Source organism: Cupriavidus sp. MP-37, assembly GCF_020618415.1.
GTDB lineage: Bacteria > Pseudomonadota > Gammaproteobacteria > Burkholderiales > Burkholderiaceae > Cupriavidus.
The window spans coordinates 671,813-693,154 of the sequence record NZ_CP085345.1 but is presented as its reverse complement, the minus strand read 5'-3'; the positions used below and the strand labels follow the sequence as shown (position 1 = coordinate 693,154).

Below are 21,342 nucleotides of genomic sequence, written 5' to 3'. Positions count from 1 at the left end.
GACAAGCATGACGAGACAGGTAGCGGCGCAGCCGCCGGCACAAGACCCAGGACGCAAGCTGAGGAAGATCGTGACCTCGAGCACGATCGGCGCGATGGTGGAGTGGTACGACTTCTTTCTCTACGGCGTGGTCGCCGGCCTGGTCTTCAACAAGCTGTACTTTCCCTCGACCGACCCGGTGGTCGGTACGCTGCTGGCCTACGCCACCTTCGCCGCCGGCTTTGTCGCGCGTCCGCTGGGCGGGGTGATCTTCGGCCATTTCGGCGATACGCTGGGACGCAAGCGCATGCTGGTGCTGACGCTGATGATCATGGGCATCGCCACCACGGCCATCGGCCTGATCCCCACCTATGACCAGATCGGCATCTGGGCGCCGGTGCTGCTGCTGTTGTGCCGGATCGCGCAGGGCATCGGCCTGGGCGGCGAGTGGGGCGGCGCCGTACTGATGACGTTCGAGAGCGCGCCGCCGGGCCGCCGCGGCTTCTTCGCCAGCCTGCCGCAGACCGGCATGTCGCTGGGGCTGGTGCTGGCCAGCGGCGTGATTGCGCTGTTGTCGCTGATGCTGTCCGACCATGACTTCCTGGCATGGGGCTGGCGCATCGCCTTCCTGCTGAGTGCGGTGATGGTGTTCATCGGCTCCTACATGCGCACGCACGTGGAGGAGTCGCCGGAGTTTGCCGCGGCACAGCGCACGTCGCGCAACCAGCCGCAGGCGCAGGGCTTGCCGTTTCTCGCCATGCTGCGCCAGTACCCCGGCGTGGTGCTGGCGTGCATGGGCGCGCGCTTTATCGACGGCGTCTTCTTCAACGTGTTCGGGGTGTTCTCGCTCGCCTACCTGACCCAGACCCTGAAGCTCTCGCGCAACGAGGCGCTGCTGGGCGTGCTGCTGGGCGCCGGCGTGATGACGCTGTTCATCCCGCTGTGGGGCGCCGTGTCCGACCGCCTCGGCCGGCCGCTGGTGTACGGCACCGGCGCGCTGCTGGCGGGGCTGTCAGCGTTTCCCGCGTTCTGGCTGATGCAGCATTCGGGCGGCAACGTGCTGCTGGTGTGGGCGGCGATCATCATTCCCTTCGGCATCTTCCATGCCGCCGTGTTCGGCACCATGTCGTCGATGTTCTCCGAGGTGTTCGATGCGCGCGTGCGCTACACCGGGATTTCCTTCGTCTACCAGTTCGCCGGCGTGTTCGCCGGCGGCCTGACACCGATCATCGCCACCTGGCTGAACGCGCGCGCCGGTGGCGAGCCCTGGTACCTGTGCGGCTATGTGCTGGCGATCGGCGTGCTCAGTGCGGCCTGCACGCTGTGGATCGGCCTGCGCTCCGCCCCCGCCGGCGCTGGCGCGCTGGCGACGTCCAAGGCCGGCGCCTGAGCGCTACCTGAGCGGGCTACTTGAGCGCTTCTCCCGGGCGGCATCGCGCCGCCCGTCCGTGTCTTCCCCTCAACGTCTTCTACTGGCAAGGCCATGAAAGCGATCGTCTATACCGAACCCAACGCCGTCGCGGTCCTGGAGCGCGACATGCCGGCCCTGGCGCCCGGCGAAGCCCTGCTGCGCATCGATGCCAGCGGCATCTGCGGCTCTGACCTGCACGCGTACCACGGCCACGATCCGCGCCGCAAGCCAGGGCTGGTGCTTGGCCACGAGTTTGCCGGCACGGTGGTGGCCTCGTCGGACGAAAGCCTGCTGCCCGTCGGGCAGCGCGTGACCGCCAACCCGCTGGTGACGTGCGGCCATTGCGACTATTGCCTGCAAGGCCGCGACAACCTGTGCGCCAACCGCGGCATGGTCGGCATGAGCCGCCCGGGCGCCTTGTCCGAGTACCTGGCGATCCCGCTCCGTTGCGCGATTCCCATTCCCGACGCGCTTGCCAGCGTCAGTGCCGCGCTGACCGAGCCCGCCGCCACCGCGCTGCACGCGGTCAACCTGACCATGCGCGCGCTTGCCAGGCCGCTGCCGGAGGCGCGCGTGCTGGTCATCGGCGGCGGCGCGATCGGCATGCTGGCCGCCGCGCTGGTGCGGTCATATGGCTGCGACGAGGTCCAGGTGGCCGAGACCAATGCGCTGCGCCGGGCTTCGGTGACGCGGCATCTGGGCTGCGACGCGGTCGACCCGCTGGCCGGCCCGCTGCCGGAGTCGGCCTTCGCCGTGGTGATCGATGCGGTAGGCGCGGGCGCGACGCGCAAGCTCGCCATCGCCGCCGCGCGGCCCGGCGGCGTGGTCATGCATATCGGCCTGCAGGACTGGGCCAGCGAGATCGACATGCGCAAGCTGACCCTGGCCGAGCTGACCCTGCTGGGCACTTACACCTACACCATGGCCGACCTGCGTGCCACCGTAGCGGCGCTGGAGCGCGGCAGCTTCGGCATGCTGGAGTGGGTCGAGACGCGCGCGCTCAGCGATGGTCCCGCGGCCTTTGCCGACCTGGCCGCGGGCCGCGTGGCGGCCGGCAAGGTGGTGCTGATCCCCGAAACCGTCTGACCGCGCGGCGGGACGCGCCCGGCGCTGGCCAGGACGTCAATCCAAATTCATATATATGAGTTGGTTGACATGGATGAATCCAGCGCCTAACATGACTTCACGCACGACCCACAGAGAGGAGACAACGATGATTCACGTAGTGCTTCATGACGCCAGGGACACCGTCGCGGTGGCTGTGGTGGAAGGGATCCAGCCCGGCACCCAGCTCAACGCCTGGATCATGGACGAAGACAAGGTGGTGACGGTGACCGCGCTGCAGCCGATTCCCATCGGCCACAAGGTGGCGCTGCGCGACATGGATGTGAACGAGACGGTCTACAAGTACGGCATCGACATCGGCAAGGTGGTCGCCCCGATCAAGGCTGGCGAACACGCCCACGTCCACAACATCAAGACCAAGCGCTGGTAAGCCAGGCGCGCCGCGCCTGCGTCCCCCCACGCTTTCCACCCGCTTCCATCCCGCTTTCGAGGATCCCGTCATGTCCGTGATCGATCAAAACACCACCTTCTGGGGCTACCGCCGCGACAATGGCCGCGTCGGTGTCCGCAACCACGTCATCATCCTGCCGCTGGACGACCTGTCCAACGCCGCCGCCGAGGCCGTCGCCGCCGCCATCAAGGGCACCATGGCGATTCCCCACCCGTACGGCCGCCTGCAGTTCGGGCCGGACCTGGACCTGCATTTCCGCACGCTGATCGGCGCCGGCAGCAACCCCAACGTCGCTGCGGTGGTGGTGATCGGCATCGAGGAAGGCTGGACCAAGAAGGTGGTCGACGGCATCGCCCAGACCGGCAAGCCGGTGGTTGGCTTCGGCATCGAGGGCCATGGCGACCACGACACCATCATGCGCGCCTCGAAGGCGGCGCGCGAGTTCGTGCAGTACGCCACCGCGCTGCATCGCGTCGAGTGCCCGATCAACGAGCTGTGGGTGTCGACCAAGTGCGGCGAGTCGGACACCACTTCGGGCTGCGGCGCCAACCCCACCGTCGGCAACGCCTTCGACAAGCTGCATCCGCTGGGCACCACGCTGGTGTTCGGCGAGACCTCCGAGCTGACCGGCGGCGAGCATATCGTCGCGGCACGCTGCGCCAACGACGAGGTGCGCCATCAGTTCATGGCGATGTTCGAGCGCTACCAGGGCATGATCGACCGCTGGAAGACGTCGGACCTGTCGGAGTCGCAGCCGACCAAGGGCAATATCGCCGGCGGCCTGACCACCATCGAAGAGAAGGCGCTGGGCAATATTCAGAAGATCGGCAAGAAGTGCACCGTCGACGGCGTGCTCGACAAGGCCGAGGCGCCGACGCATCCGGGCCTGTGGTTCATGGACTCGTCTTCCGCCGCGGCCGAGATGGTCACGCTGTGCGCGGCTGCCGGCTATGTGGTCCACTTCTTCCCGACCGGGCAGGGCAACGTGATCGGCAACCCGATCGTGCCGGTGATCAAGCTGTGCGCCAACCCGCGCACCGTGCGCCTGATGAGCGAGCACATGGACGTCGACTGCTCGGGCCTGCTGCAGCGCGAGCAGACCCTGGACCAGACCGGCGACAAGCTGCTGGAATGCATGCTGGCGACCATCAACGGCCGCTGGACCGCGGCCGAGGCGCTCGGGCACCGCGAGTTCGTGCTGACCCGCATCCACGAGTCGGCATGATGAAGCGCATCTGCATCAGCGAGTTCATGGACCCGGCCGCGGTGCAGGCGCTGACCCCGGGCTTCGACCTGCGCTACGAGCCGGGCTGGGTGGATCGCCGCGCCGACCTGCTCGAGGTCCTGGACGGGGCGCACGCGCTGGTGGTGCGCAACCGCACCCAGGTCGACGCGGCCCTGCTCGCGCGCGCGCCGGCCTTGCGGGTGGTGGGGCGCCTCGGCGTGGGGCTGGACAACATCGACGTCGCCGCCTGCCGCGATCGCGGCATCCGCGTGATACCGGCCGCGGGTGCCAATGCGCGCTCGGTGGCGGAATACGTGGTGACCACGGCTGCCGTGCTGCTGCGCGGCGCCTATCTGTCCAGCGCCGAGGTGGCGGACGGCGAGTGGCCGCGGGCCAGGCTGTCGGAGGGCAGGGAGGCGCTCGGCAAGACGCTCGGCCTGATCGGGTTTGGCGATATCGGCCGCCAGACCGCGGCGCTGGCCCGCGCCTTCGGCATGGAGGTCATCGCCTGCGATCCGATGCTGGCGCCCGACGATCCGGTCTGGTCCGCCACCGGCGTGGCCTGCGTGCCGCTCGATGCGCTGCTGGCGCAGGCGGACGCGGTCAGCCTGCACGTGCCGCTGGCGGCTGCCACCCGTAACCTGATCGATGTCGGCCGCCTGGCGGCGATGAAATCCGGCGCGGTGCTGGTCAACACCGCGCGCGGCGGCGTGGTCGATGAAGCGGCGCTGGCCGACGCGCTGCGGGCCGGGCACCTGGCCGGTGCGGCGCTGGATGTGTTTGCCAGCGAGCCGTTGCCGGCGGACAGCGCGCTGCGCGGCGTCCCCAACCTGATCCTGACACCGCATGTCGGCGGCGTGACGCGCGAAGCCAATGCGCGCGTATCGATGATGATCGCGCGCGAGGTGCGCCAGTCGCTGGAGCAGATGCCATGAGCCGGATTGCGTTGCAGGAACTGGAGCGCGTAGCCGCCGCGGGCCTGCGCCGTGCCGGGGCCAGCGCGCGGCAGGCGCAGGCGACGGCGGCGGCGCTGGTGCGCGCCGATGCGGCGGGGCTGCCGTCGCACGGCGTGTCGCGCGTGCCGATGTACGCGGCGCACTTGCGCCACGACCGGGTCGACGGCAACGCCGAGCCGGCGGTGCACGCCACGCGCGCCAGCGCAGTGCTGGTCGATGCCGGCTGCGGCTTTGCCTTTGCCGCGTGCGACCTGGCCATCGCCGCGGCCATGGCGCGCGCGCGGGCGTCCGGCGTCGGCGTGGCCGCGGTCACCAACAGCCACCACTTCGGCGCCGCCGCGCTGCCGCTGGAGGCCGTGGCGCGCGCCGGCATGGTCGGCATCGCCATGGGCAATTCGCCTGCGGCCATGCCGGCCTGGGGCGGCAGGCGGCCGCTGTTCGGCACCAACCCCATCGCCGCGGTGTTCCCGCGGCAGGGCGATGCGCCGGTGGTGATCGACCTGTCGCTGTCCGAGGTCGCGCGCGGCAAGATCATGGTAGCGGCGAAGCAGGGCAAGCCGATTCCGCTCGGCTGGGCGCTGGATGAGGCCGGCCAGCCGACCACCGACGCCCAGGCCGCGCTGCGCGGCTCGATGCTGCCGGCGGGCGGCGTCAAGGGCGCGATGCTGGCGCTGCTGGTGGAACTGCTGGTGACGTCGCTGGCCGGCGCGCAGTTCGGCGCCGAGGCCGATTCCTTCTTCAGCGATGCGGGCAACCGTCCGCGCATCGGCCAGCTGTTTTTCGTGCTGGATCCCGGCGCCTTCGCCGGTACGCAGGTCTACGCCGCGCGGGTCGAAGCGCTGCTGGCGGCGATGCTGGAAGACGCCGGCACGCGCGTGCCGGGCGCACGCCGCGAAACCGCGCAGGCAGAGGCCGCCGCGCGCGGCGTCGAAGTGCCCGATGGACTATGGCGCGAACTGCAATCGCTCGCGGGCGAGGAGGCTGGCGCGGCGCATTGATTTCCTCACAACGGACCCACGTCAGATGGGCCGACCACAACTACCGGAGACAAACCATGGATCGACGCTCGATGTGCGGCGCGCGCAGTCAGCTGGCCCGCGTGCTTCTAGCCTTGTCAGTTGTATCGGCCCTGGCGGCGCTGGCGCCGCGGCCTGCTGCCGCGCAGGGCGGCAGCGATGCCGCGGCCGCCGATTATCCGAACAAGCCGATCCGCTATGTCGTGCCGTTCGCGGCCGGCGGCCTGACCGACATCATGGCGCGCATGGTCGGCCACCAGCTCTCCGAAGAGTGGAAGAAGCCCATCGTGGTGGACAACCGGCCCGGCGGCAATGCCAACATCGGCGCCGAGCAGGTCGCCAAGGCGCCGCCCGACGGCTACACCTGGCTGGCGGTCACGCTCACGCACGCGTCCAACGTGACCTTGTTCCCCAAGCTGCCGTTCAGCATGCAGAAAGACTTGGTGCCGGTGGCCCGCATCGCGTCGTCGCCGATGATGGTGGTGGTGCCCGCCAGTTCGCCGATCAAGTCGATGAAAGACCTGGCCGCCGCCGCGCAGAAGTCGAAGCTCAACGCCGGCTCGAGCGGCAACGGCACGCCGCCGCACCTGACGCTGGCGCTGTTCGAAAGCCAGACCCGTACCAGCTTTACCCATGTGCCGTACAAGGGCGGGGCGCCGTCGATGACCGACCTGATCGGCGGCCAGATCGACGTGGTGTTCTCCAACTTCCCCGAGTCGCTCGCCTATGTGAAAGGCGGCAAGCTGCGCGCGCTGGCCGTGACCACGCGCGAGCGCCATCCTTTGCTGCCCGACGTGCCCACCGTGGCAGAGGCCGGCTATCCGGACCTGATCGTCGAGAACTGGACCGGCCTGATGATGCCGGCCGGCACGCCCCGGCCGATCGTCGACAAGGTGGCCGCCTCGGTCGCGCGCCTGCTGGCCGCCGAGTCGGTGCGCGGACGCATCGTTGCCGCCGGCTTCAGCCCCGCGGCGGGCGGGACGCCCTTCGCCGACTACTTCAGCGGCGAGGTGACGCGCTGGGCCCGGCTGATCGAGGAAAAGCACATCCGGGTCGAATGACGCGGCGCCCCGGCGGGAGGACGGGAAGCGGCTGGCGTGGCGGCTTCAGCGACCGGCTTTAGCGGCGACCGGCTTTAGTATGATTCGTCTTATCTATATGAGTCAGTCATGGATCGGCCGGCCGCCCCGCAGGCGGCGTTGCAAAGGACATTAACGTGGGTTCCAGATTCGATGCCGGCGCAGCCATCGGCGGCGTGCTGTACAAGGACGTCAAGCACGCCATCCTGGCCGCCCTTGCCGAGGGCGAGTGGAAACCGGGCGAAGTCATTCCGTCGGAGCGCAAGCTGATCGAGCGCTTCGGCGTCTCGATCGGCACACTGCGCAAGGCCATCGACGAACTGGTGGCCGAGAACATCCTGATCCGCCACCAGGGGCGGGGAACCTTCGTCGCCACGCACCGGCAGGAAGACCATTTTTTCCGCTTCTTCCGCATCGTGCGCCAGGACGGCTACCGCGAGTTCCCGACCGTGCAGCTGGCAAAGTTCCGCCGCGCCAAAGCGGACAAGGAAGAAGCCGCGGCGCTGGGGCTGCCGCTCGGCGACGCCGTGTTCCGCTTCACCAACGTGCTGTCGCTGGAAGGGCGCCCGGTCATGATCGATGCCATCACCGTGCCGGCGGAACGCTTCAAGACCCTCACCGAGAAACTGCTGCGCGAGCGGCCGAACACGCTCTACAACTTCTACCAGGACGTCTTCGGCATCAACATCATCCGCACCGAAGAGCGCCTGCGCGCGGCGCTGGCCGACCAGGAAGACCATGAGCTGCTGGGCATTCCGGTGGGCAGCGCGATGCTGAAGATACTGCGGGTGGCGTCCTCCTACCAGAACGAGCGCATCGAGTACCGCGTGTCGCGGCTGGATACGTCGGATTACGAGTTCGCGCTGTCGCAGCCGTGAAGGCGTGAAGCGCCGCCCGTGCATGGTGTTGGGACCGTGCGCCCGATGGGTCAGGCGCCGGCGATCATGCGTAGCACCGCGGCCGCCAGGGCGCCATTGGGGTCGCCCAGCAGGTCCACTGCATCGAAATGATGGCCGCGCTCCTGCACCACCACCTGCACGTCGAAGCCGCATTCGCCCAGCAGCGCCTGGTATTCGCGCTGCAGCCGGTGGTACTCCGGCGATTCATCTCCACCGACGGTCAGGATCATGGGCAGCTTGATTTTGGGGACATGGTGGACCGGACTGTAGCGGGCGACGTCCGCCGTGGACAGCCCGACCACCTGGTTCAGATAGCACAGCCGGATGGGCTCCAGGTCATACAAGCCGCTGATCGCGCATCCACCCTTGAGGATATCCGCCGGTACGTCAAAGGATGCCCAGTCCGTTCCCGCCAGCGTGGCGGTGAGATGGCCGCCGGCCGAATGGCCGGACACGAAGATGCGGTGCGGGTCGAATCCCAGTTCGGCAGCATGGCGGTAGAGCCAGGCCACCGCCTCCTGATTGTCGCGGACGATCTCCGCCATGCCCACCTCCGGCGCGAGGCGGTAGTTCACCACTGCGACGTTGATATCGCGCTGCAGGTACGGCGCTGCAACGAAGCTGAAGTCGGATTTATCCAGCGATTGCCAGTAGCCGCCATGAATGAAGACCAGCAGCGGGCGCTCGCGGCTGGCCGTGGGGAAGAAGTCCAGTGACTGCTTGGCGTGCCCGCCATAGGCAAGATCCGGCTTAACCGGATGCTGGAGACGGAACGCGGCGCTGGTGTCGTCCCAGCGCTTGAAGATGTCCTGGAACCCGGGGATTCCCGCCCTGACGTTGTACTGCTTGTCCAGTTCTTCCTGATTGAAGTTTCGATACACTGACATTACATTTGGCTCCGGACTGTGGGATCGAGGCTTCGATTCCGTGGGGGTCGTTGCGACGCTTGTCGCGTCCGGCCAAAGATACGCATCCGCGTCTTGCTGCGCGCGCCGCCAGATGACAACCCCTATCGCAAAGACGCCATGTACGGAAAGAGCGAGAACCGCGACGACTACCAGGCGATAGACCGGCCGGTTGGTGGCATGGCGCGCAAGCTGAAGGATGGCTTCTATATCGCCGCGCATTCCCATCCGCGCGGCCAGCTGATCTATGCCTATGTGGGGGCCATCCTGGTCACCACCGACTTTGGCTCCTGGGTGGTGCCGCCCCAGCGCGCGGTCTGGGTGCCGAGCAACGTCGAACACGCCATGCAGGCGTGCGGCGACGTCGAGATGCGGACGGTCTATGTCCGCGAAGATGCCGTTCCCGCAGAGTTGCACGGCTGTTGCGTGGTGGCGGTGCCGCCGCTGCTGCGCGAGCTTATCTCGGCCACCGTGCACATGCCGATGGCATATGAGGAAAGCAGCCGCGATGGCCTGGTGGTGCAGCTCCTGCTGCAAGAGCTGCGCCCGCTTTCGGTGGTCCCGCTGCATCTGCCGATGCCCAGGGATCCCCGGCTGGGCAAGATCTGCGCGAAGATCCTCGAGGACCCCTCGGACGAGACCTCGGTGCAGGCATGGAGCCGCTCGGTTGGCGCCAGCGAACGGACCATCATCCGCCTGTTTCCGGAAGAAACGGGCATGACCTACAGCCGCTGGAAGCAGCAGGCCCGCCTGATGGCCGCGGTTCGCCTGCTTGCCGAGGGCTGCCATGTCACCGACATCGCACTGCAACTCGGTTACGAAAGTCCAAGCGCATTCAGCGCCATGTTCAGGCGGGCGCTTGGCATGACGCCCACCGAGTATTTCCGGGACCGGACCGGCGATTAGGCGTCTTCCCTTCGGGTTGGCATCTGCGCGACAGCAACTGGCGTCAAGGCGCGAACCGGGGGCAGGACCGTGCGGCACAGTCTGGAGGCCGCCGGATGGCCTGCATCGCGCTCGCTCCGTCGGCATTTATCCAAGTCGAGGAGTGAATATGTCAGTGATGGATCGTATCCAGGCGGCAGGCATCGTCCTGCCCGCCGCCGAAATGCCCAGGGCGCTCTATGTGCCATACACGCTGCACCATGGTTTGCTGACGATCTCAGGCCAGCTGCCGCTGCAGGACGGCAAGCCAATGTTCATCGGCAAGGTGCCCGGCACGGTCAGCGTCGAGGCGGCCCAGGCGGCAGCGCGGCTTTGCCTGTCCAATCTGCTGGGCTGGGCGTGCGCCGCGACCGATGGCAATCTCGAGCGGATCCGGGGCATCGTGCGCGTGGGCGGCTACGTTGCAGCCGAGCCCGGTTTCGACGATGCGCCGCTGGTGATCAATGCTGCGTCGGAACTGCTCAACCGGATCTTTGCCGAGCGGGGGCGCCATGCTCGCTTGGCGCTCGGCGTTGCGAGCCTTCCGTTAGGTGCCCCGGTGGAGATCGAGGCAACCTTTGCGCTGGACGCCTAGGCGATGGGCGCCGCGACAAAGGCCGGCTACGCCGACGTCCTGGTGGGTCTGCAATATGGGGACGAGGGCAAGGCCCGGGTCGTCGACCACCTCGCCGCCGGGTATGACGTGATTGCGCGCTTTAACGGCGGGGCCAATGCCGGGCATACCATTGCAACGCCTGCCGGTGCGCTGCGGCTCCGGCAAGTGCCTTCCGGCGTGCTGCACCCCGGCGTTGCGCTCTACATCGGCTCAGGCTGCGTGGTCGGATTGCAGCAGCTGGCGTCCGAGATCGCGATGCTGGCGGCGCAAGGCATGAGCGTGGAAGGGCGCTTGACAATCAGCGACCGGTGCCCGCTGGTTCAGCCCCGTCATGTGCTGACGGACCGCCGCAATGGCGCACGGATCGGCACCACCGGCAACGGTATCGGTCCGTGCTACGCCGATCTGGCAGCGCGGATGCGGGGCGCCGAGCGCGTTGCGTTCCAGTTGCGCGACCTGTGGTGTGATGAGGACCGTGTGTTCGAACTGATGACCCGTCTGGCGGCGCAGTCCGATGACGATGACGAGCGCATCGCGGCGATGATGGACGACATGCGCCGCGCGTGGACGGTGGTCCGGCCGTTCGTGACGGCCGATGCTGTCGCGCTGTTGCGGCGGGTCGAGGCCGGTGCAAGGGTGCTGTTCGAGGGCGCGCAGTCGGTAATGCTGGACGTGGTGCATGGCGCCCAGCCGTGGGTCACTTCCAGCCATACGCTGCCCGCCTACGCCTACGTGGGAGGAGATCTGCCGTGCCGGTATCACCGCAAGACCATCGGTGTGGCCAAGGCCATCGTTTCCCGGGTCGGCAGTGGCCCGCTGCCGACCGAGCTGGGCGGGCAGCGTTCCGAGGCCTACTGCGCCGCGGCCGCACACGCTGGCCGCGGCCGCGCCGACGAAGCGGCCAGCCACGATCCGCTGGCCTTGCTTGCCGAAGCGGATGCGTTCGCGACGGGCGTGGCCATCAGGATGCTGGCGAACGAGTACGGCACCGGCACCGGCCGGCCACGGCGCGTGGGCCTGCTCGACATTGCGCAGCTGCGGCTCGCGATACAGCAGGCCGGCGTCGACGAGGTGTATCTCAACAAATGCGACAGCCTGGCCGCCTTTTCCCACACGCCCGAACGTTGCATCCCGGTCGTGGTCGGCGAGGCCGGCAGCATGCGCCAGCGCGTGTTGCGATTTCCGGCGTTTGCGCAGGAGGCCATGCCGACCGATGCCGGCTCGCCGCTGCCCCCGCAACTTGAAGCGCTGCTCGCATGGCTGGCGCAGGCCATCGGCCGGCCCTTGCGCGGTATCGGACTAGGTCCGGAACGCGCGCAGATGCGGCTTCTTGAACCCATCCAGCAGACCACACCATGACAAGCACCACCCCTGCCTACCTGCGCAGCGAGATGCGCCGGACCGACCTGGCCTGGACCGACTGGCCGGCCATCGAAGCCTTCTTGAAGAATGAGCTGATCTGCCGGGTCGCGGTGCATGACACACCGTACCCCTATATCACGGCGCAGAGCTTTACCTTCACCGGCGACGCGTTCCTGATCCACAGTTCGAGATTCGGCAAGCTTGCCGCGGCGATCCGGGCGAACCCGTTGGTTACGATCGAGGTCGACCGGCCCGTGGCCTTGCTGAAGGCGCCCAAGGGCCAGAACACCAGCCTGGAGTATTTCAGCGTCATCGCGCGCTGTGCAGTCCGGTTGCGTGACAGTATCGACGAGGTACGTGCGCACCAGTGCCAGGCGCTGGACAAGTTCCGCCCGGAAAAGGACTACACGCCGATCGAGGATGGCGCGGCCAGCCAGATCGTCGCCTATCGCTGCGAGATCCGCGAGATGAGCGCGAAGAAGCGCATCCTGGCCGACGGCCAGTACTCGCCGCCAGGGCAGCCGCGCGCGCCGTACCTGCGCTATCCGTTTCAGTCCGGTGCGACGCTGTCCGGTCTGCCGCCGGAAGCGTTTGATCCCCATCGGTTCAAGGCGAAGTAGGGCTCGCCATTGCATGACATGAAGAGGTGCTTCGGCACCTCTTTTTTTGCGCGCGGTGGTTTGGGAAAACTCCGCCAATGCCTTGGCGCCGGCGAGACAGTCCTTGGCGTTCGGGCGCGCGTCAAGCAAGCGGCCGCAAGCGACAGTAGTGAGCGATAGCGCAACCACGTGTTATCGCTTGCCGCCAGTGCCATAGAGCACTGGCACTAAAACGACTGGAGACAAAATGAAGCATACCCCTCTCGAACTGATGCGCGTGCGCACCGGCGACCGGCTGGAACGGCTGCCCATATGCGGGTATCACCGCCTTCTGTTTGCCATCATTGCGCTGGCCTTCTTTTTCGACAATCTCGACCTGGCCATGATGACGTATTTGCTGGGTTCGATCCGGACAGAATTCGGATTGTCCGCTGCGCAGGCGGGCATGCTGGGGAGTGCCAGCTTTGTCGGTATGGCCGTCGGCGCGCTCAGTTCAGGGATGCTCGCCGATAGGTTCGGGCGCAAGCCCGTGTTTCAGGTCAGCATGATTATCTGGGGCGTGGGCAGCTATCTCTGTTCCACCGCGAGCAACCCCATGGAGCTGGGCGCATATCGGCTATTGCTCGGCATCGGCATGGGCATGGAGTTGCCGTTGGCACAGACGCTGATGTCGGAGTTCATCCCTGCGCGGCAGCGAGGCAAGTACTTGGCATTGATGGACGGCAACTGGCCGATCGCGTTTATCTGCGCTGGCCTGATGTCGTACTACGTGCTGAGTGCGTATACCTGGCGCACGATGTTCCTGCTCGGCGCGGTGCCTGCGCTCTTCCTGATCGTGGTCCGGCGCTTCGTGCCCGAGTCTCCGCGCTGGCTTGAGTCGCGGGGGCGCCATGCGGAAGCGGGCGCGATCGTCGAACGTATCGAGCAGTCGGTAATGCGGCGGATGAAACTTGAGGCATTGCCGGAAGTCACCCCGTCGGTTGCCGCGGCGGAGCCGCACGCATCGGGCCTGCGCGTGCTGTGGTCGCGCGCATACCGCAGCCGGACCCTGACCGTATGGGGGCTGTGGTTCTTCGCCCTGCTGGGGTTCTATGGCCTGAATACGTGGATCGGCGCGTTGCTGCAGCAGTCCGGCCTGGGCGTGACCAAGTCCGTGCTGTACACGGTGTATATCTCGATCGGTGGGATTCCGGGTTTTCTGTGGGCGGCGTGGGCGGTGGAGCGCTGGGGGCGCAAGCCTGCCTGCGTGGCGACGCTGGTCGGCGGAGCCTGCATGGTCTTCATCTATGGCCGGGTCGCCGGCTCGTCGCCGGAGCCGCTGGCGCTGTTCCTTTCCGGCGGCATGATGCAGTTCTTCATGTTCGGCATGTGGGCGGTGCTCTATACCTACACGCCGGAGCTATATCCAACGCGTGCGCGCGCGTCGGGCTGCGGCATGGCTTCGACCGTCGGGCGCATCGGCTCGCTGCTGGGGCCTGCGCTGGTGGGAGTGGTGCTTCCCGTCGCGGGGCAGGCCGGCGTGTTCTGTCTTGGCGCGCTGTGTTTCCTTGCCGCGGCGGCGATCGTATTCCGCTTCGGCATCGAGACCCGCGGCAGGGCGCTGGAAAACATCGCCGACTAGGAGCGTCGTGTGGTGCACCGCGCCTACGGGCGCCGCTTGGTGTCGGTGCGGCACTGACTCAGGCCGGCGGTGGCGGACAGGATCAGTCCACCACTGCCACGATGCTGGCAATGCCCTGCCCGGCCATCTTCACGTAGGGACAGAAGCGCTCCGTATTGCGCACCAGCTCCTCCGCCAGCGGCCGGGCCACGCCCGGCATCCTGACGCGCACTTTCGCGGCCAGCGCGTAGGCGCCGTCGACAGGGTCGCGGCCGAAGGCAACCTCGACTGCCACGGAAAAGTCGTCGACCGGGAGGCCGGCGCGCCGGGCCAGCAGGTGCAGGGCGCCGTGGAAACACGCGGCGTAGCCCGCGGCGAACAGCTGTTCGGGGTTGGTACCGTCGCCGGGGCCGCCCAGCGCAGCCGGCAGCCGCAGGTGGATGTCGAGGTTGCCGTCATCGGAGCGGGCCACGCCGGAGGCGCGGCCGTGTCCGGTCTCGCCGCCGGTGACGGTGACGGTCGTGGTGTAGAGCGGATGGAAGCCGCGCCCGCGGTATTGGTCGAGCAGGCTCAACGGTGGGGGCTGCAACCCCTGCTTCGCCATGGGCCCGCCCTGCGCTCAGGCCGCCGCCTGCTGGCGCTGTCGCAGCCATGCCGCGAAGCTGGTCTTGCCCAGGCGCGCGGGGCCCTCCGGGACCAGCGTGCCATCATCCAGCTCGGCGCCGAAATAGCGGGCCTTGCCGTCGACGACCACCTTGCGCGGATCGTCGGTCGCTTCGAGATAACGTTGCACCAGCTCGCTCAGCGGGAAGCGTTCCGGCCCGGCGATATCGACGATGCCGTTGGCGGGATCGGCAAGGGCATGGTCTGCCACGGCATCGGCGACGTCGTCGGAAGCAATCGGCTGAATCGACGCCGACGACAGGCGGATCGTATCGCCGTCGGCGCCCGACTGGACGATGCCGCCAAGGAACTCCAGGAACTGCGTGGAACGGACAATGGTGTAGGGGATGCCGGCGTTGCGGATCAGGGCTTCCTGCGCGATCTTGCCGCGGAAGTAGCCGCTTTGGGCGAGCTTGTCCGTGCCGACCACCGACAGCGCCACATGGTGCGCGACGCCGGCCGCCTTCTCCGCCGCCGCCAGGTTGCGGCCCGAGGTCTCGAAGAAATGCAGCACGGCATCGTCGGCGAAGGAGGGCGAATTGGCCACGTCGACGACGACCTGCGCGCCGGCAAGCGCCTGCTCGAGTCCCTCGCCGGTCAACGCGTTCACGCCGGTCTGTGGCGATGCCGCCACCACTTCATGGCCTTGCGCGGCAAGCCGTGCCACGACCTTGCTGCCGATCAGTCCGGTACCGCCAATCACAACGATCTTCATCATCCACCTCGGTTCTGTTGGAAGGCATGGGCAGGCCACCCATGTCCCCATGCTAGGTGAACCAGCATCGGCGCGGTAGCGCCGCCGGCGGATGCATGGTGTTTCCCGTCCCGCACCAATCGCCTGGCTGGCGCAGGAAAAGCGGCTTTCAGCTGGCGATCCCGGCGCGGTACGCGCTGGGCGAGACGCCCAGGTGGCGCTGGAATGTCAGCCGCATCCGTTCTTCGCTGCCGAAGCCGCACTGCCGCGCGATCTGGTCGACCGGCCGGTGCGGGTCCTGCAGCAGCCGCCGCGCGGCCTCCAGCCGGAAATGCTCCACGCCCTTGGCCGGGGTCCGGCCGGTCTGCTGCTTGTAGACCCGCGCAAAGTTGCGCAGGCTCATGCCGGCCTGCTCGGCGAGCTGCTCCACCGACAGGGTTTCCCGCGACAGGTTCTCGACGATCCAGAGATGCAGCGCCTCGAACAACGGCACTTGCCGGCTCTGGGTCAGCAGGATTTCGCTGAGCTGGGGCTGGGCGCCGGGGCGCTTGATGAAGACCGCCAGTTCCCGCGCCGCGCTCAGCGAGATCTCGTGGCCGTAGTCTTCCTCGACCAGCGCAAGCGCCATGTCGATGCCGGTGGTGACGCCCGCCGAGGTCCAGATGCGGTCCTGGCGCACGAAGATGGCATCCGGGTCCAGCGTGACCGCGGGAAAACGCGCGCGGAAGGCCGCATGCATGGCCCAGTGGGTGGCCGCGCGCCTGCCGTCGAGCAGGCCAGCCTGCGCCAGCAGGAAAGCGCCGCTGCAGACCGAGGCGACGCGGCGAACCTGTGTGGCGGCCTGCCGCAACCACGCGAGCAGGGACGTGGCGCTGTCCACCAGGCTGATCATCTCCGGCGCGCCCGGCAGGACGATGGTATCGATGCAGCGCAGATCGATGGCCGAAAGCGGGGCGGTATCCACGGCCGTGCCTTCGGCCGAGGCGGCCAGGCCGCCATGCTCGCTGGCCAGATGGATCTGGTAGCCCGCCAGCCCGCGTTCGCGCGCGTAGCGCGAGGCCGCCCAGAACACCGTTTGCGGCCCGGTGAGGTCCAGCACGCTCATCCCGGGGAAGGCGACGAACAGCAGGCCGCGCGGGCGGTCGGCAAGCAGGCGGGCAGGGTCGTGTGCGGCGGGCGCGGAGGCGGAAGGGGGCATGGCAAGGATCGTGAAAGTCGGTCGATGTTATGCCAGGCGCGCGACCGGCGGCAAGGCGCGCAGGCCGCTGTCGCGGGCCGTGCGACGCCTGCGCCACGAAGCGGCCGTCATGTCTGCATTGTTGCGGGCCGCGCGGGGCGGCTGGCAGAAATCGAGGGGCATCTGGCATTTACCTGGCCCGTGGCGTGTCACTAAGATCGGGCATGGGTGTGCGCCACGCAGCGTCGTCGACCTGAACTCTGGCGTGGCGCCGAAAGGCGGCATCGCCCGCCAGGCGCGCCGGGCCGGACACGGAAACTCCGGGGACGATCTGGCCCGGCATGAATGCATCAATACCCGTGTCGGCGGCGCGCGCGTGCTGGAATGGGAGCCGGCAGCACCTGCCGTCGCGCATCCGCGTGTTCGTTGAGTTCATGACGGATGCGATCCGGGCGCAGAACCTGCACTGCCTGACGGACTTCGGCATCGACCGTTCGAAGGCGGGCCCCGGCGGCTGACGCCGGCAGCCGTGCCTCCATGCAACAGCACGCACCGTGCCTACGCCGCGCCTTCGCTGTAGCGCCGCTGCAAGTCCTCGAACGACGCCAGTTCGCCGCGGATCGCGCTGGCGGCCACGGTTGGCGGGCTGGCCAGCCAGACCTGCCCCGGACCGGAGCGGCCGGGGAAATTGCGGTTGATCGAGCTGACCGTCACCTGTTCCGGCCGCTCCGACGACCCCGGCCCGCAATTGGCGCAGGCGCCGCACGACGGCTGGAGGATGCGCGCGCCGACGGCCTCGAACGTTTCCATGTAGCCCTGGCGGACGCAATAGTCGCGCACGTCGGTGGTGCCGAACTGCAGGTAGAGCGTGACATGCGGCGCAATGCGCAAGCCGCGCTGCACGGCCCAGTGCAGCACCCGGTGATATCCGTCGAAGTCCTCGCGCTTGCCGGCCGTGCACGAGCCACCGTAGGCAATGGCCACGGGCACCCGCTGCGTCAGCGCCGCCAGCGGCATGCCGTTGCCCGGATCGCCGGGGCGGGCCACCATCGGGCTGAGCGCGCCGCAATCGACGTGGAGGGTGGCGGCAAAGGCGGCGCCGTCATCGCTGCGCATCCATGGCTCGATCTCGAAATCGACGCCGCGCCGTTCCCTGAGGAAGCGCACCGTTTCCGCGTCGGGGGCGACGATGCCGGTGAAGCCCCCCAGTTCGGCGCACATATTGGTCAGCGTGGCGCGCTCGTCGATCGACATCGCGCTGACCACCGGGCCGGAGAACTCGAACACCTTGCCAACGCCCGCGCCGGCCTTGATGTCTGGCTGGGCCAGCAGATGCAGCACGACGTCCTTGGCCGTGACGCCCGGCGCCAGCACGCCGTCCAGGCGCACCAGCAGGCATTGCGGCAGCGTCATGCGCACGGCGCCGGTCACGAAGGCATTGGCCATGTCGGTGGTGCCGACGCCGAAGGCAACGCATCCGAGCGCGCCGCTGTGCGGGGTGTGCGAATCGGTGCCCACCACAACCTGCCCGGGCAGCGCATAGCGCTCGGCCATCATCGCATGCGAGATGCCGGCCGCATGGCTGGCCGGGGCGCTGCGCGACTCGTCCTCGGTCAGCGTGCGATGGCAGCGCAGCTGGTAGTCGCGGACAAAGTCCCGTTGCGCCGCGCGCATGCGCACCACGTTGTCGACCAGCCCGCCGCGCACGTGCGCCGGGCTTTCGCCGACATAGGAGGTGTGGTCTTCGAACACCACGATGCGCTCCGCGTCCTTCAGCTGCAGCGGCTGGCCGAACGCCGCATGCAGCATGTGGGCGCACATGCCGGTGTAGTACTCGTGGATAAAGCGCCAGTCGGCCCGCACGAAAACACCGTCGCCCGCTACCGGGCGCGCCGGCGTCACCGGCGTGGCCAGCAAATGCCGCTCGACGATCTTCTCGAACAGCGTCTGCGGGCCAGTGGGACGGGCCGCGGTCGTGGGTGCCACGTCGCGCAGGTACGCCTGCCCGAACCTGAGCAGCCCGCCGTGCCGCAGGATCGATGCGGCCAGCGCGTCGCGCCCGGCCAGCAGCATGTCCGTTTCGACGGGCTCGCCTCGCTCCAGCCGGGTGACCAGGCTGAAGTCGGTCGAGGTGAACAGGCCGATGTTGTCGGCATTCTGGCGGTAGATGCGCTCGAAACTGCGGGCGATGACGAGGCGGATGCCGGCCAGCTTCTCCGCCGCCGGACTATGCTCGCGCGACGAGCCCTTGCCGTAGCGGTTGCCGGCGACGGTCACGGCAAAACCGCCGGCGCGGATCGCGTTGGCCGTGACCGGGCACGTGCCCTCGACCTTGTAGCCGGTATAGGGAAAACGGCCGAGCTCGTCGTCATAGTGCGTCAGGATCGGCACCGGCGTGATCTCGTCGGTGGAAACGTCGTCGCGCAGCGCGCCGGCCCGGGCCAGCGTGATGGGCTGCCCTTGCAGCTGTGCCGTCATGACCGACGCCGAATCGGCAAGGAGCAAAATGCGGGCGGTGGCCGCGATGGCGCTCATGCAGGTCTCCGATGGCATGTCGGCGCAACTCTACCGGCCCTGGCGCGCGCGCATGAAGCGCTGATGCGGCATCGCGGCTATCTGCGCCAGAGATATCAGGGTAAACACTGAGGCCATGCGCGGTGCCCGCGGCAAGGTTAGTATCGGGCGACATTCCGGCCTGCCCACCCGGGCGACTGACCCATGCACCGCATCGATCCCGTCAACATCCAGCTGTTCCTCGCTGCGGCCCGCGAAGGCTCGATCAAGCGCGCGGCAGAAACCGAGCATATTGCTCAGTCGGCGCTGAGCCGGCGCATCGCCGAACTGGAGCGCAGCCTGGGGGTGGTGCTGTTCGTGCGCTCGCCCGCCGGCGTGGTGCTGACCGATGCCGGCGCGCGCGCGCTGGAACTGGGGCGCAAGCTGAACGAGGATATCGCCAGCTTTGCGCGCGAGGTGCAGGACCTTGGCGACCGGGTCGCCGGCGTGGTGCGGGTGTCGGCCAGCCCCTCGGCCATCATCGGCTTCCTGCCCGAGCGCCTGCATGCGTTCAAGGCGGCGCATCCGCTGGTCGAGATTGCGCTGTACGAGCGCTCCACCGCCGAAACCCTGCGTGCCTGCCTCGATGACCGGGCCGACGTCGGCATCGGGGTCGCGGCCAAGACGCCGGGCGGACTGGAATCGTGGGCCTTTGCCAGCGATCCGCTCAATGTGGTGGTGTCGTCGTCGCACGCGCTGGCCCGGCGCAAGCGCATCCGCTATGCCGAGGTGCTGGCGCATCCGCTGGTGGTTGTGCAGCCGGGCGGCGCGCTGGACCAGGACCTGCGCGAGCAGGCGGCCAACCTGCGCCTGCCGTTCAACCAGGGCGTGGCCGTTTCCAGTTTCGAGGCCGCGTGCCGCATGGTGGAGGCGGGGCTGGGCATCGCGGTGCTGCCGGCCAGTGCCGGCGCTGCCTATGCGGGAACGCGGCGCTTTGTCCGCGTGCCGCTGGATGAACCGTGGCGCCAGCGCCAGTTGCGCATCTATGCCCCGTACAAGCAGCCACGGCTGCGGGCGATCGCCGCCATGATCGCGGCGCTGCAGCCGACGGGCGGAGCCGAAGCTATGCCGGGCTGAGATACCCGGTCCAGCGGATTAGCACTCGGCCACGCGGCGCCGCAACCCTACACTCCGTGCCAAAGCCACCGTCCACGGTGCGATTCGACCCACGGAGACAAGACATGCAGACCTCGCTGTTTCGACAGGCGTGCAAGGCGCTGGCGGCCCTGAGCACATTGGCGGCACTGGGCGGCCAGGCCGTTCCGGTCCATGCGCAGGACGCCAGGCCGCTCAGGCTGATCGTGCCGACCCAGCCGGGCTCGCAGGCCGACGCCGTGGCCCGCGCGCTGAGCCAGCCGCTGGGCAGGCAGCTGGGGCAGTCGGTGGTGGTCGAGAATATCGCCGGCGCCGGCGGCGTGCCGGGCACCCAGCAGATCGTCAGGGCGCCGAAAGACGGGTCGACGCTGGGACTGATCTCGTCGAACCACGTCATCAACCCGTTCATCTACAAAAGCCTGCCATATGACACGTTGCAGGACATCACGCCAATCACCGTGATCGGCACGCTGCCGCTGGTGCTGGTGGTGAATCCCGCGGTAAGCGCGCACAACACCAGGGAGCTGCTCGCGCTGCTGAAGTCGAAACCGGGCGAGCTGAACTACGGCTCGTCGGGCAATGGCACGGTGCTGCACCTGGCGGGCCAGCTCTTCGCCAGCGAGGCGAAGGTCGACATCCGCCACGTGCCGTACAAGGGCGCCGGCAATTACACCACCGACCTGGTCGGCGGCCAGGTGCAGATGGGCTTCCTGACGGTGCAGGCGGTGCTGCCGCTGATCAAGGCGGGCAAGCTGCGGGCGATCGCGGTTTCCACCGCGCAGCGGGTGCCGGCGCTGCCCGAGGTGCCAACACTGGCGGAATCCGGCGTGCCGCGCTACAGCTTCGACGCCTGGCTGGCCATCGTCGGTCCCGCGGGCATGCCGAAGCCGGAAGTGCAGGACCTGCAGGCGAAGATCCAGGCCACGCTGCGGGAGCGCGAGGTGCAGGCGCAACTGGCGGCGCAAGGATTGGTGGTGACCGCCACCGGCGCTGAGGCGGCGGTGCCTTTCTTCAAAAGCGAGCTGGACAAGCATGCGCGCATCGTCAAGCAGGCGGGGGCGACGCTGAACTGA

General features: G+C 68.2%; 22 protein-coding genes. 17 read left to right on the top strand and 5 right to left on the bottom strand.

All coding sequences use genetic code 11. The annotated features are described in order from the left end of the window. Window positions 1-7 precede the first annotated feature (7 nt). The 8 genes from LIN44_RS19620 (at window position 8) to LIN44_RS19585 (ending at window position 8,060) form a co-directional block, all read left to right on the top strand. Window positions 8-1,369, top strand: a complete 1,362-nt coding sequence (locus LIN44_RS19620; RefSeq protein ID WP_227315923.1) for an MFS transporter — start codon at window positions 8-10, stop codon at window positions 1,367-1,369. 93 nt (window positions 1,370-1,462) lie between these two features. Continuing rightward, window positions 1,463-2,476 carry a galactitol-1-phosphate 5-dehydrogenase gene (locus LIN44_RS19615; RefSeq protein ID WP_227315922.1) on the top strand — a complete coding sequence of 338 codons (1,014 nt, stop codon included), beginning with the start codon at window positions 1,463-1,465 and terminating at the stop codon, window positions 2,474-2,476. 127 nt (window positions 2,477-2,603) lie between these two features. Further along, on the top strand, window positions 2,604-2,885 hold the full coding sequence (locus LIN44_RS19610; RefSeq protein WP_115665009.1) for a UxaA family hydrolase: 282 nt from the start codon (window positions 2,604-2,606) through the stop codon (window positions 2,883-2,885). Between the two features lie 70 nt (window positions 2,886-2,955). Next, entirely contained in the window at window positions 2,956-4,131 is a 1,176-nt protein-coding gene (locus LIN44_RS19605) for a UxaA family hydrolase (RefSeq protein ID WP_227315921.1), read from the top strand. Further along, window positions 4,131-5,066: a hydroxyacid dehydrogenase gene (locus LIN44_RS19600; RefSeq protein ID WP_227316379.1), complete on the top strand. Its 936-nt coding sequence runs from the start codon at window positions 4,131-4,133 to the stop codon at window positions 5,064-5,066. The genes LIN44_RS19605 and LIN44_RS19600 overlap by 1 nt, the downstream gene beginning before the upstream one ends. Next, window positions 5,063-6,085 (top strand): Ldh family oxidoreductase, encoded by a 1,023-nt coding sequence (locus LIN44_RS19595; RefSeq protein ID WP_227315920.1) that lies wholly within the window; start codon window positions 5,063-5,065, stop codon window positions 6,083-6,085. The genes LIN44_RS19600 and LIN44_RS19595 overlap by 4 nt, the downstream gene beginning before the upstream one ends. A 56-nt stretch (window positions 6,086-6,141) precedes the next feature. Beyond that, complete coding sequence (locus LIN44_RS19590; RefSeq protein WP_227315919.1) at window positions 6,142-7,164, top strand: tripartite tricarboxylate transporter substrate binding protein; 1,023 nt, start codon at window positions 6,142-6,144, stop codon at window positions 7,162-7,164. Window positions 7,165-7,319: 155 nt separating this feature from the next. After that, the gene (locus LIN44_RS19585) at window positions 7,320-8,060 is read left to right on the top strand and encodes a GntR family transcriptional regulator (RefSeq protein WP_227315918.1); all 741 of its coding nucleotides are present in this window, start codon (window positions 7,320-7,322) and stop codon (window positions 8,058-8,060) included. A 50-nt stretch (window positions 8,061-8,110) separates the two neighbouring features. On the opposite strand, the gene LIN44_RS19580 is transcribed toward LIN44_RS19585, so the two are convergent. After that, window positions 8,111-8,968, bottom strand: a complete 858-nt coding sequence (locus tag LIN44_RS19580) for an alpha/beta hydrolase (protein ID WP_227315917.1) — start codon at window positions 8,966-8,968, stop codon at window positions 8,111-8,113. Between the two features lie 138 nt (window positions 8,969-9,106). Here LIN44_RS19580 and LIN44_RS19575 point away from each other — a divergent pair, with 138 nt between their 5' ends. The 5 genes from LIN44_RS19575 (at window position 9,107) to LIN44_RS19555 (ending at window position 14,108) form a co-directional block, all read left to right on the top strand. Beyond that, window positions 9,107-9,892 (top strand): helix-turn-helix domain-containing protein, encoded by a 786-nt coding sequence (locus LIN44_RS19575; RefSeq protein ID WP_227316378.1) that lies wholly within the window; start codon window positions 9,107-9,109, stop codon window positions 9,890-9,892. Between the two features lie 148 nt (window positions 9,893-10,040). Further along, window positions 10,041-10,505 carry a RidA family protein gene (locus LIN44_RS19570; RefSeq protein WP_227315916.1) on the top strand — a complete coding sequence of 155 codons (465 nt, stop codon included), beginning with the start codon at window positions 10,041-10,043 and terminating at the stop codon, window positions 10,503-10,505. A 3-nt stretch (window positions 10,506-10,508) separates the two neighbouring features. Beyond that, the gene (locus LIN44_RS19565) at window positions 10,509-11,885 is read left to right on the top strand and encodes an adenylosuccinate synthetase (RefSeq protein ID WP_227315915.1); all 1,377 of its coding nucleotides are present in this window, start codon (window positions 10,509-10,511) and stop codon (window positions 11,883-11,885) included. Then, complete coding sequence (locus tag LIN44_RS19560) at window positions 11,882-12,508, top strand: pyridoxamine 5'-phosphate oxidase family protein (RefSeq protein WP_227315914.1); 627 nt, start codon at window positions 11,882-11,884, stop codon at window positions 12,506-12,508. The genes LIN44_RS19565 and LIN44_RS19560 overlap by 4 nt, the downstream gene beginning before the upstream one ends. 226 nt (window positions 12,509-12,734) lie before the next feature. Further along, complete coding sequence (locus tag LIN44_RS19555) at window positions 12,735-14,108, top strand: MFS transporter (RefSeq protein ID WP_227315913.1); 1,374 nt, start codon at window positions 12,735-12,737, stop codon at window positions 14,106-14,108. Window positions 14,109-14,190: 82 nt separating this feature from the next. On the opposite strand, the gene LIN44_RS19550 is transcribed toward LIN44_RS19555, so the two are convergent. The 3 genes from LIN44_RS19550 to LIN44_RS19540 all read right to left on the bottom strand — a co-directional run bounded on the left by LIN44_RS19550 (window position 14,191) and on the right by LIN44_RS19540 (window position 16,642). Next, window positions 14,191-14,691 carry an Ohr family peroxiredoxin gene (locus LIN44_RS19550; RefSeq protein ID WP_227315912.1) on the bottom strand — a complete coding sequence of 167 codons (501 nt, stop codon included), beginning with the start codon at window positions 14,689-14,691 and terminating at the stop codon, window positions 14,191-14,193. A gap of 15 nt (window positions 14,692-14,706) precedes the next feature. Then, on the bottom strand, window positions 14,707-15,465 hold the full coding sequence (locus tag LIN44_RS19545; RefSeq protein WP_227316377.1) for an SDR family oxidoreductase: 759 nt from the start codon (window positions 15,463-15,465) through the stop codon (window positions 14,707-14,709). Between the two features lie 148 nt (window positions 15,466-15,613). Then, window positions 15,614-16,642, bottom strand: coding sequence for a GlxA family transcriptional regulator (locus LIN44_RS19540; RefSeq protein ID WP_227315911.1), 1,029 nt, complete (start codon window positions 16,640-16,642; stop codon window positions 15,614-15,616). On the opposite strand from LIN44_RS19540, the gene LIN44_RS19535 reads away from it, so the two are divergent. Continuing rightward, window positions 16,641-17,051 carry a hypothetical protein gene (locus LIN44_RS19535; protein WP_227315910.1) on the top strand — a complete coding sequence of 137 codons (411 nt, stop codon included), beginning with the start codon at window positions 16,641-16,643 and terminating at the stop codon, window positions 17,049-17,051. The two genes, LIN44_RS19540 and LIN44_RS19535, sit on opposite strands and share 2 nt — an antisense overlap. A gap of 128 nt (window positions 17,052-17,179) precedes the next feature. Here the strand turns inward: LIN44_RS19535 and LIN44_RS19530 are convergent, their stop codons facing one another. Continuing rightward, on the bottom strand, window positions 17,180-19,156 hold the full coding sequence (locus tag LIN44_RS19530; RefSeq protein ID WP_370641733.1) for an aconitase family protein: 1,977 nt from the start codon (window positions 19,154-19,156) through the stop codon (window positions 17,180-17,182). Here LIN44_RS19530 and LIN44_RS27575 point away from each other — a divergent pair. The 3 genes from LIN44_RS27575 to LIN44_RS19520 all read left to right on the top strand — a co-directional run bounded on the left by LIN44_RS27575 (window position 19,098) and on the right by LIN44_RS19520 (window position 21,342). After that, complete coding sequence (locus tag LIN44_RS27575) at window positions 19,098-19,220, top strand: hypothetical protein (RefSeq protein ID WP_255638595.1); 123 nt, start codon at window positions 19,098-19,100, stop codon at window positions 19,218-19,220. The two genes, LIN44_RS19530 and LIN44_RS27575, sit on opposite strands and share 59 nt — an antisense overlap. Window positions 19,221-19,339: 119 nt before the next feature. Then, complete coding sequence (locus LIN44_RS19525) at window positions 19,340-20,251, top strand: LysR family transcriptional regulator (RefSeq protein WP_227315908.1); 912 nt, start codon at window positions 19,340-19,342, stop codon at window positions 20,249-20,251. A gap of 104 nt (window positions 20,252-20,355) precedes the next feature. Then, window positions 20,356-21,342 (top strand): tripartite tricarboxylate transporter substrate binding protein, encoded by a 987-nt coding sequence (locus LIN44_RS19520; RefSeq protein ID WP_227315907.1) that lies wholly within the window; start codon window positions 20,356-20,358, stop codon window positions 21,340-21,342.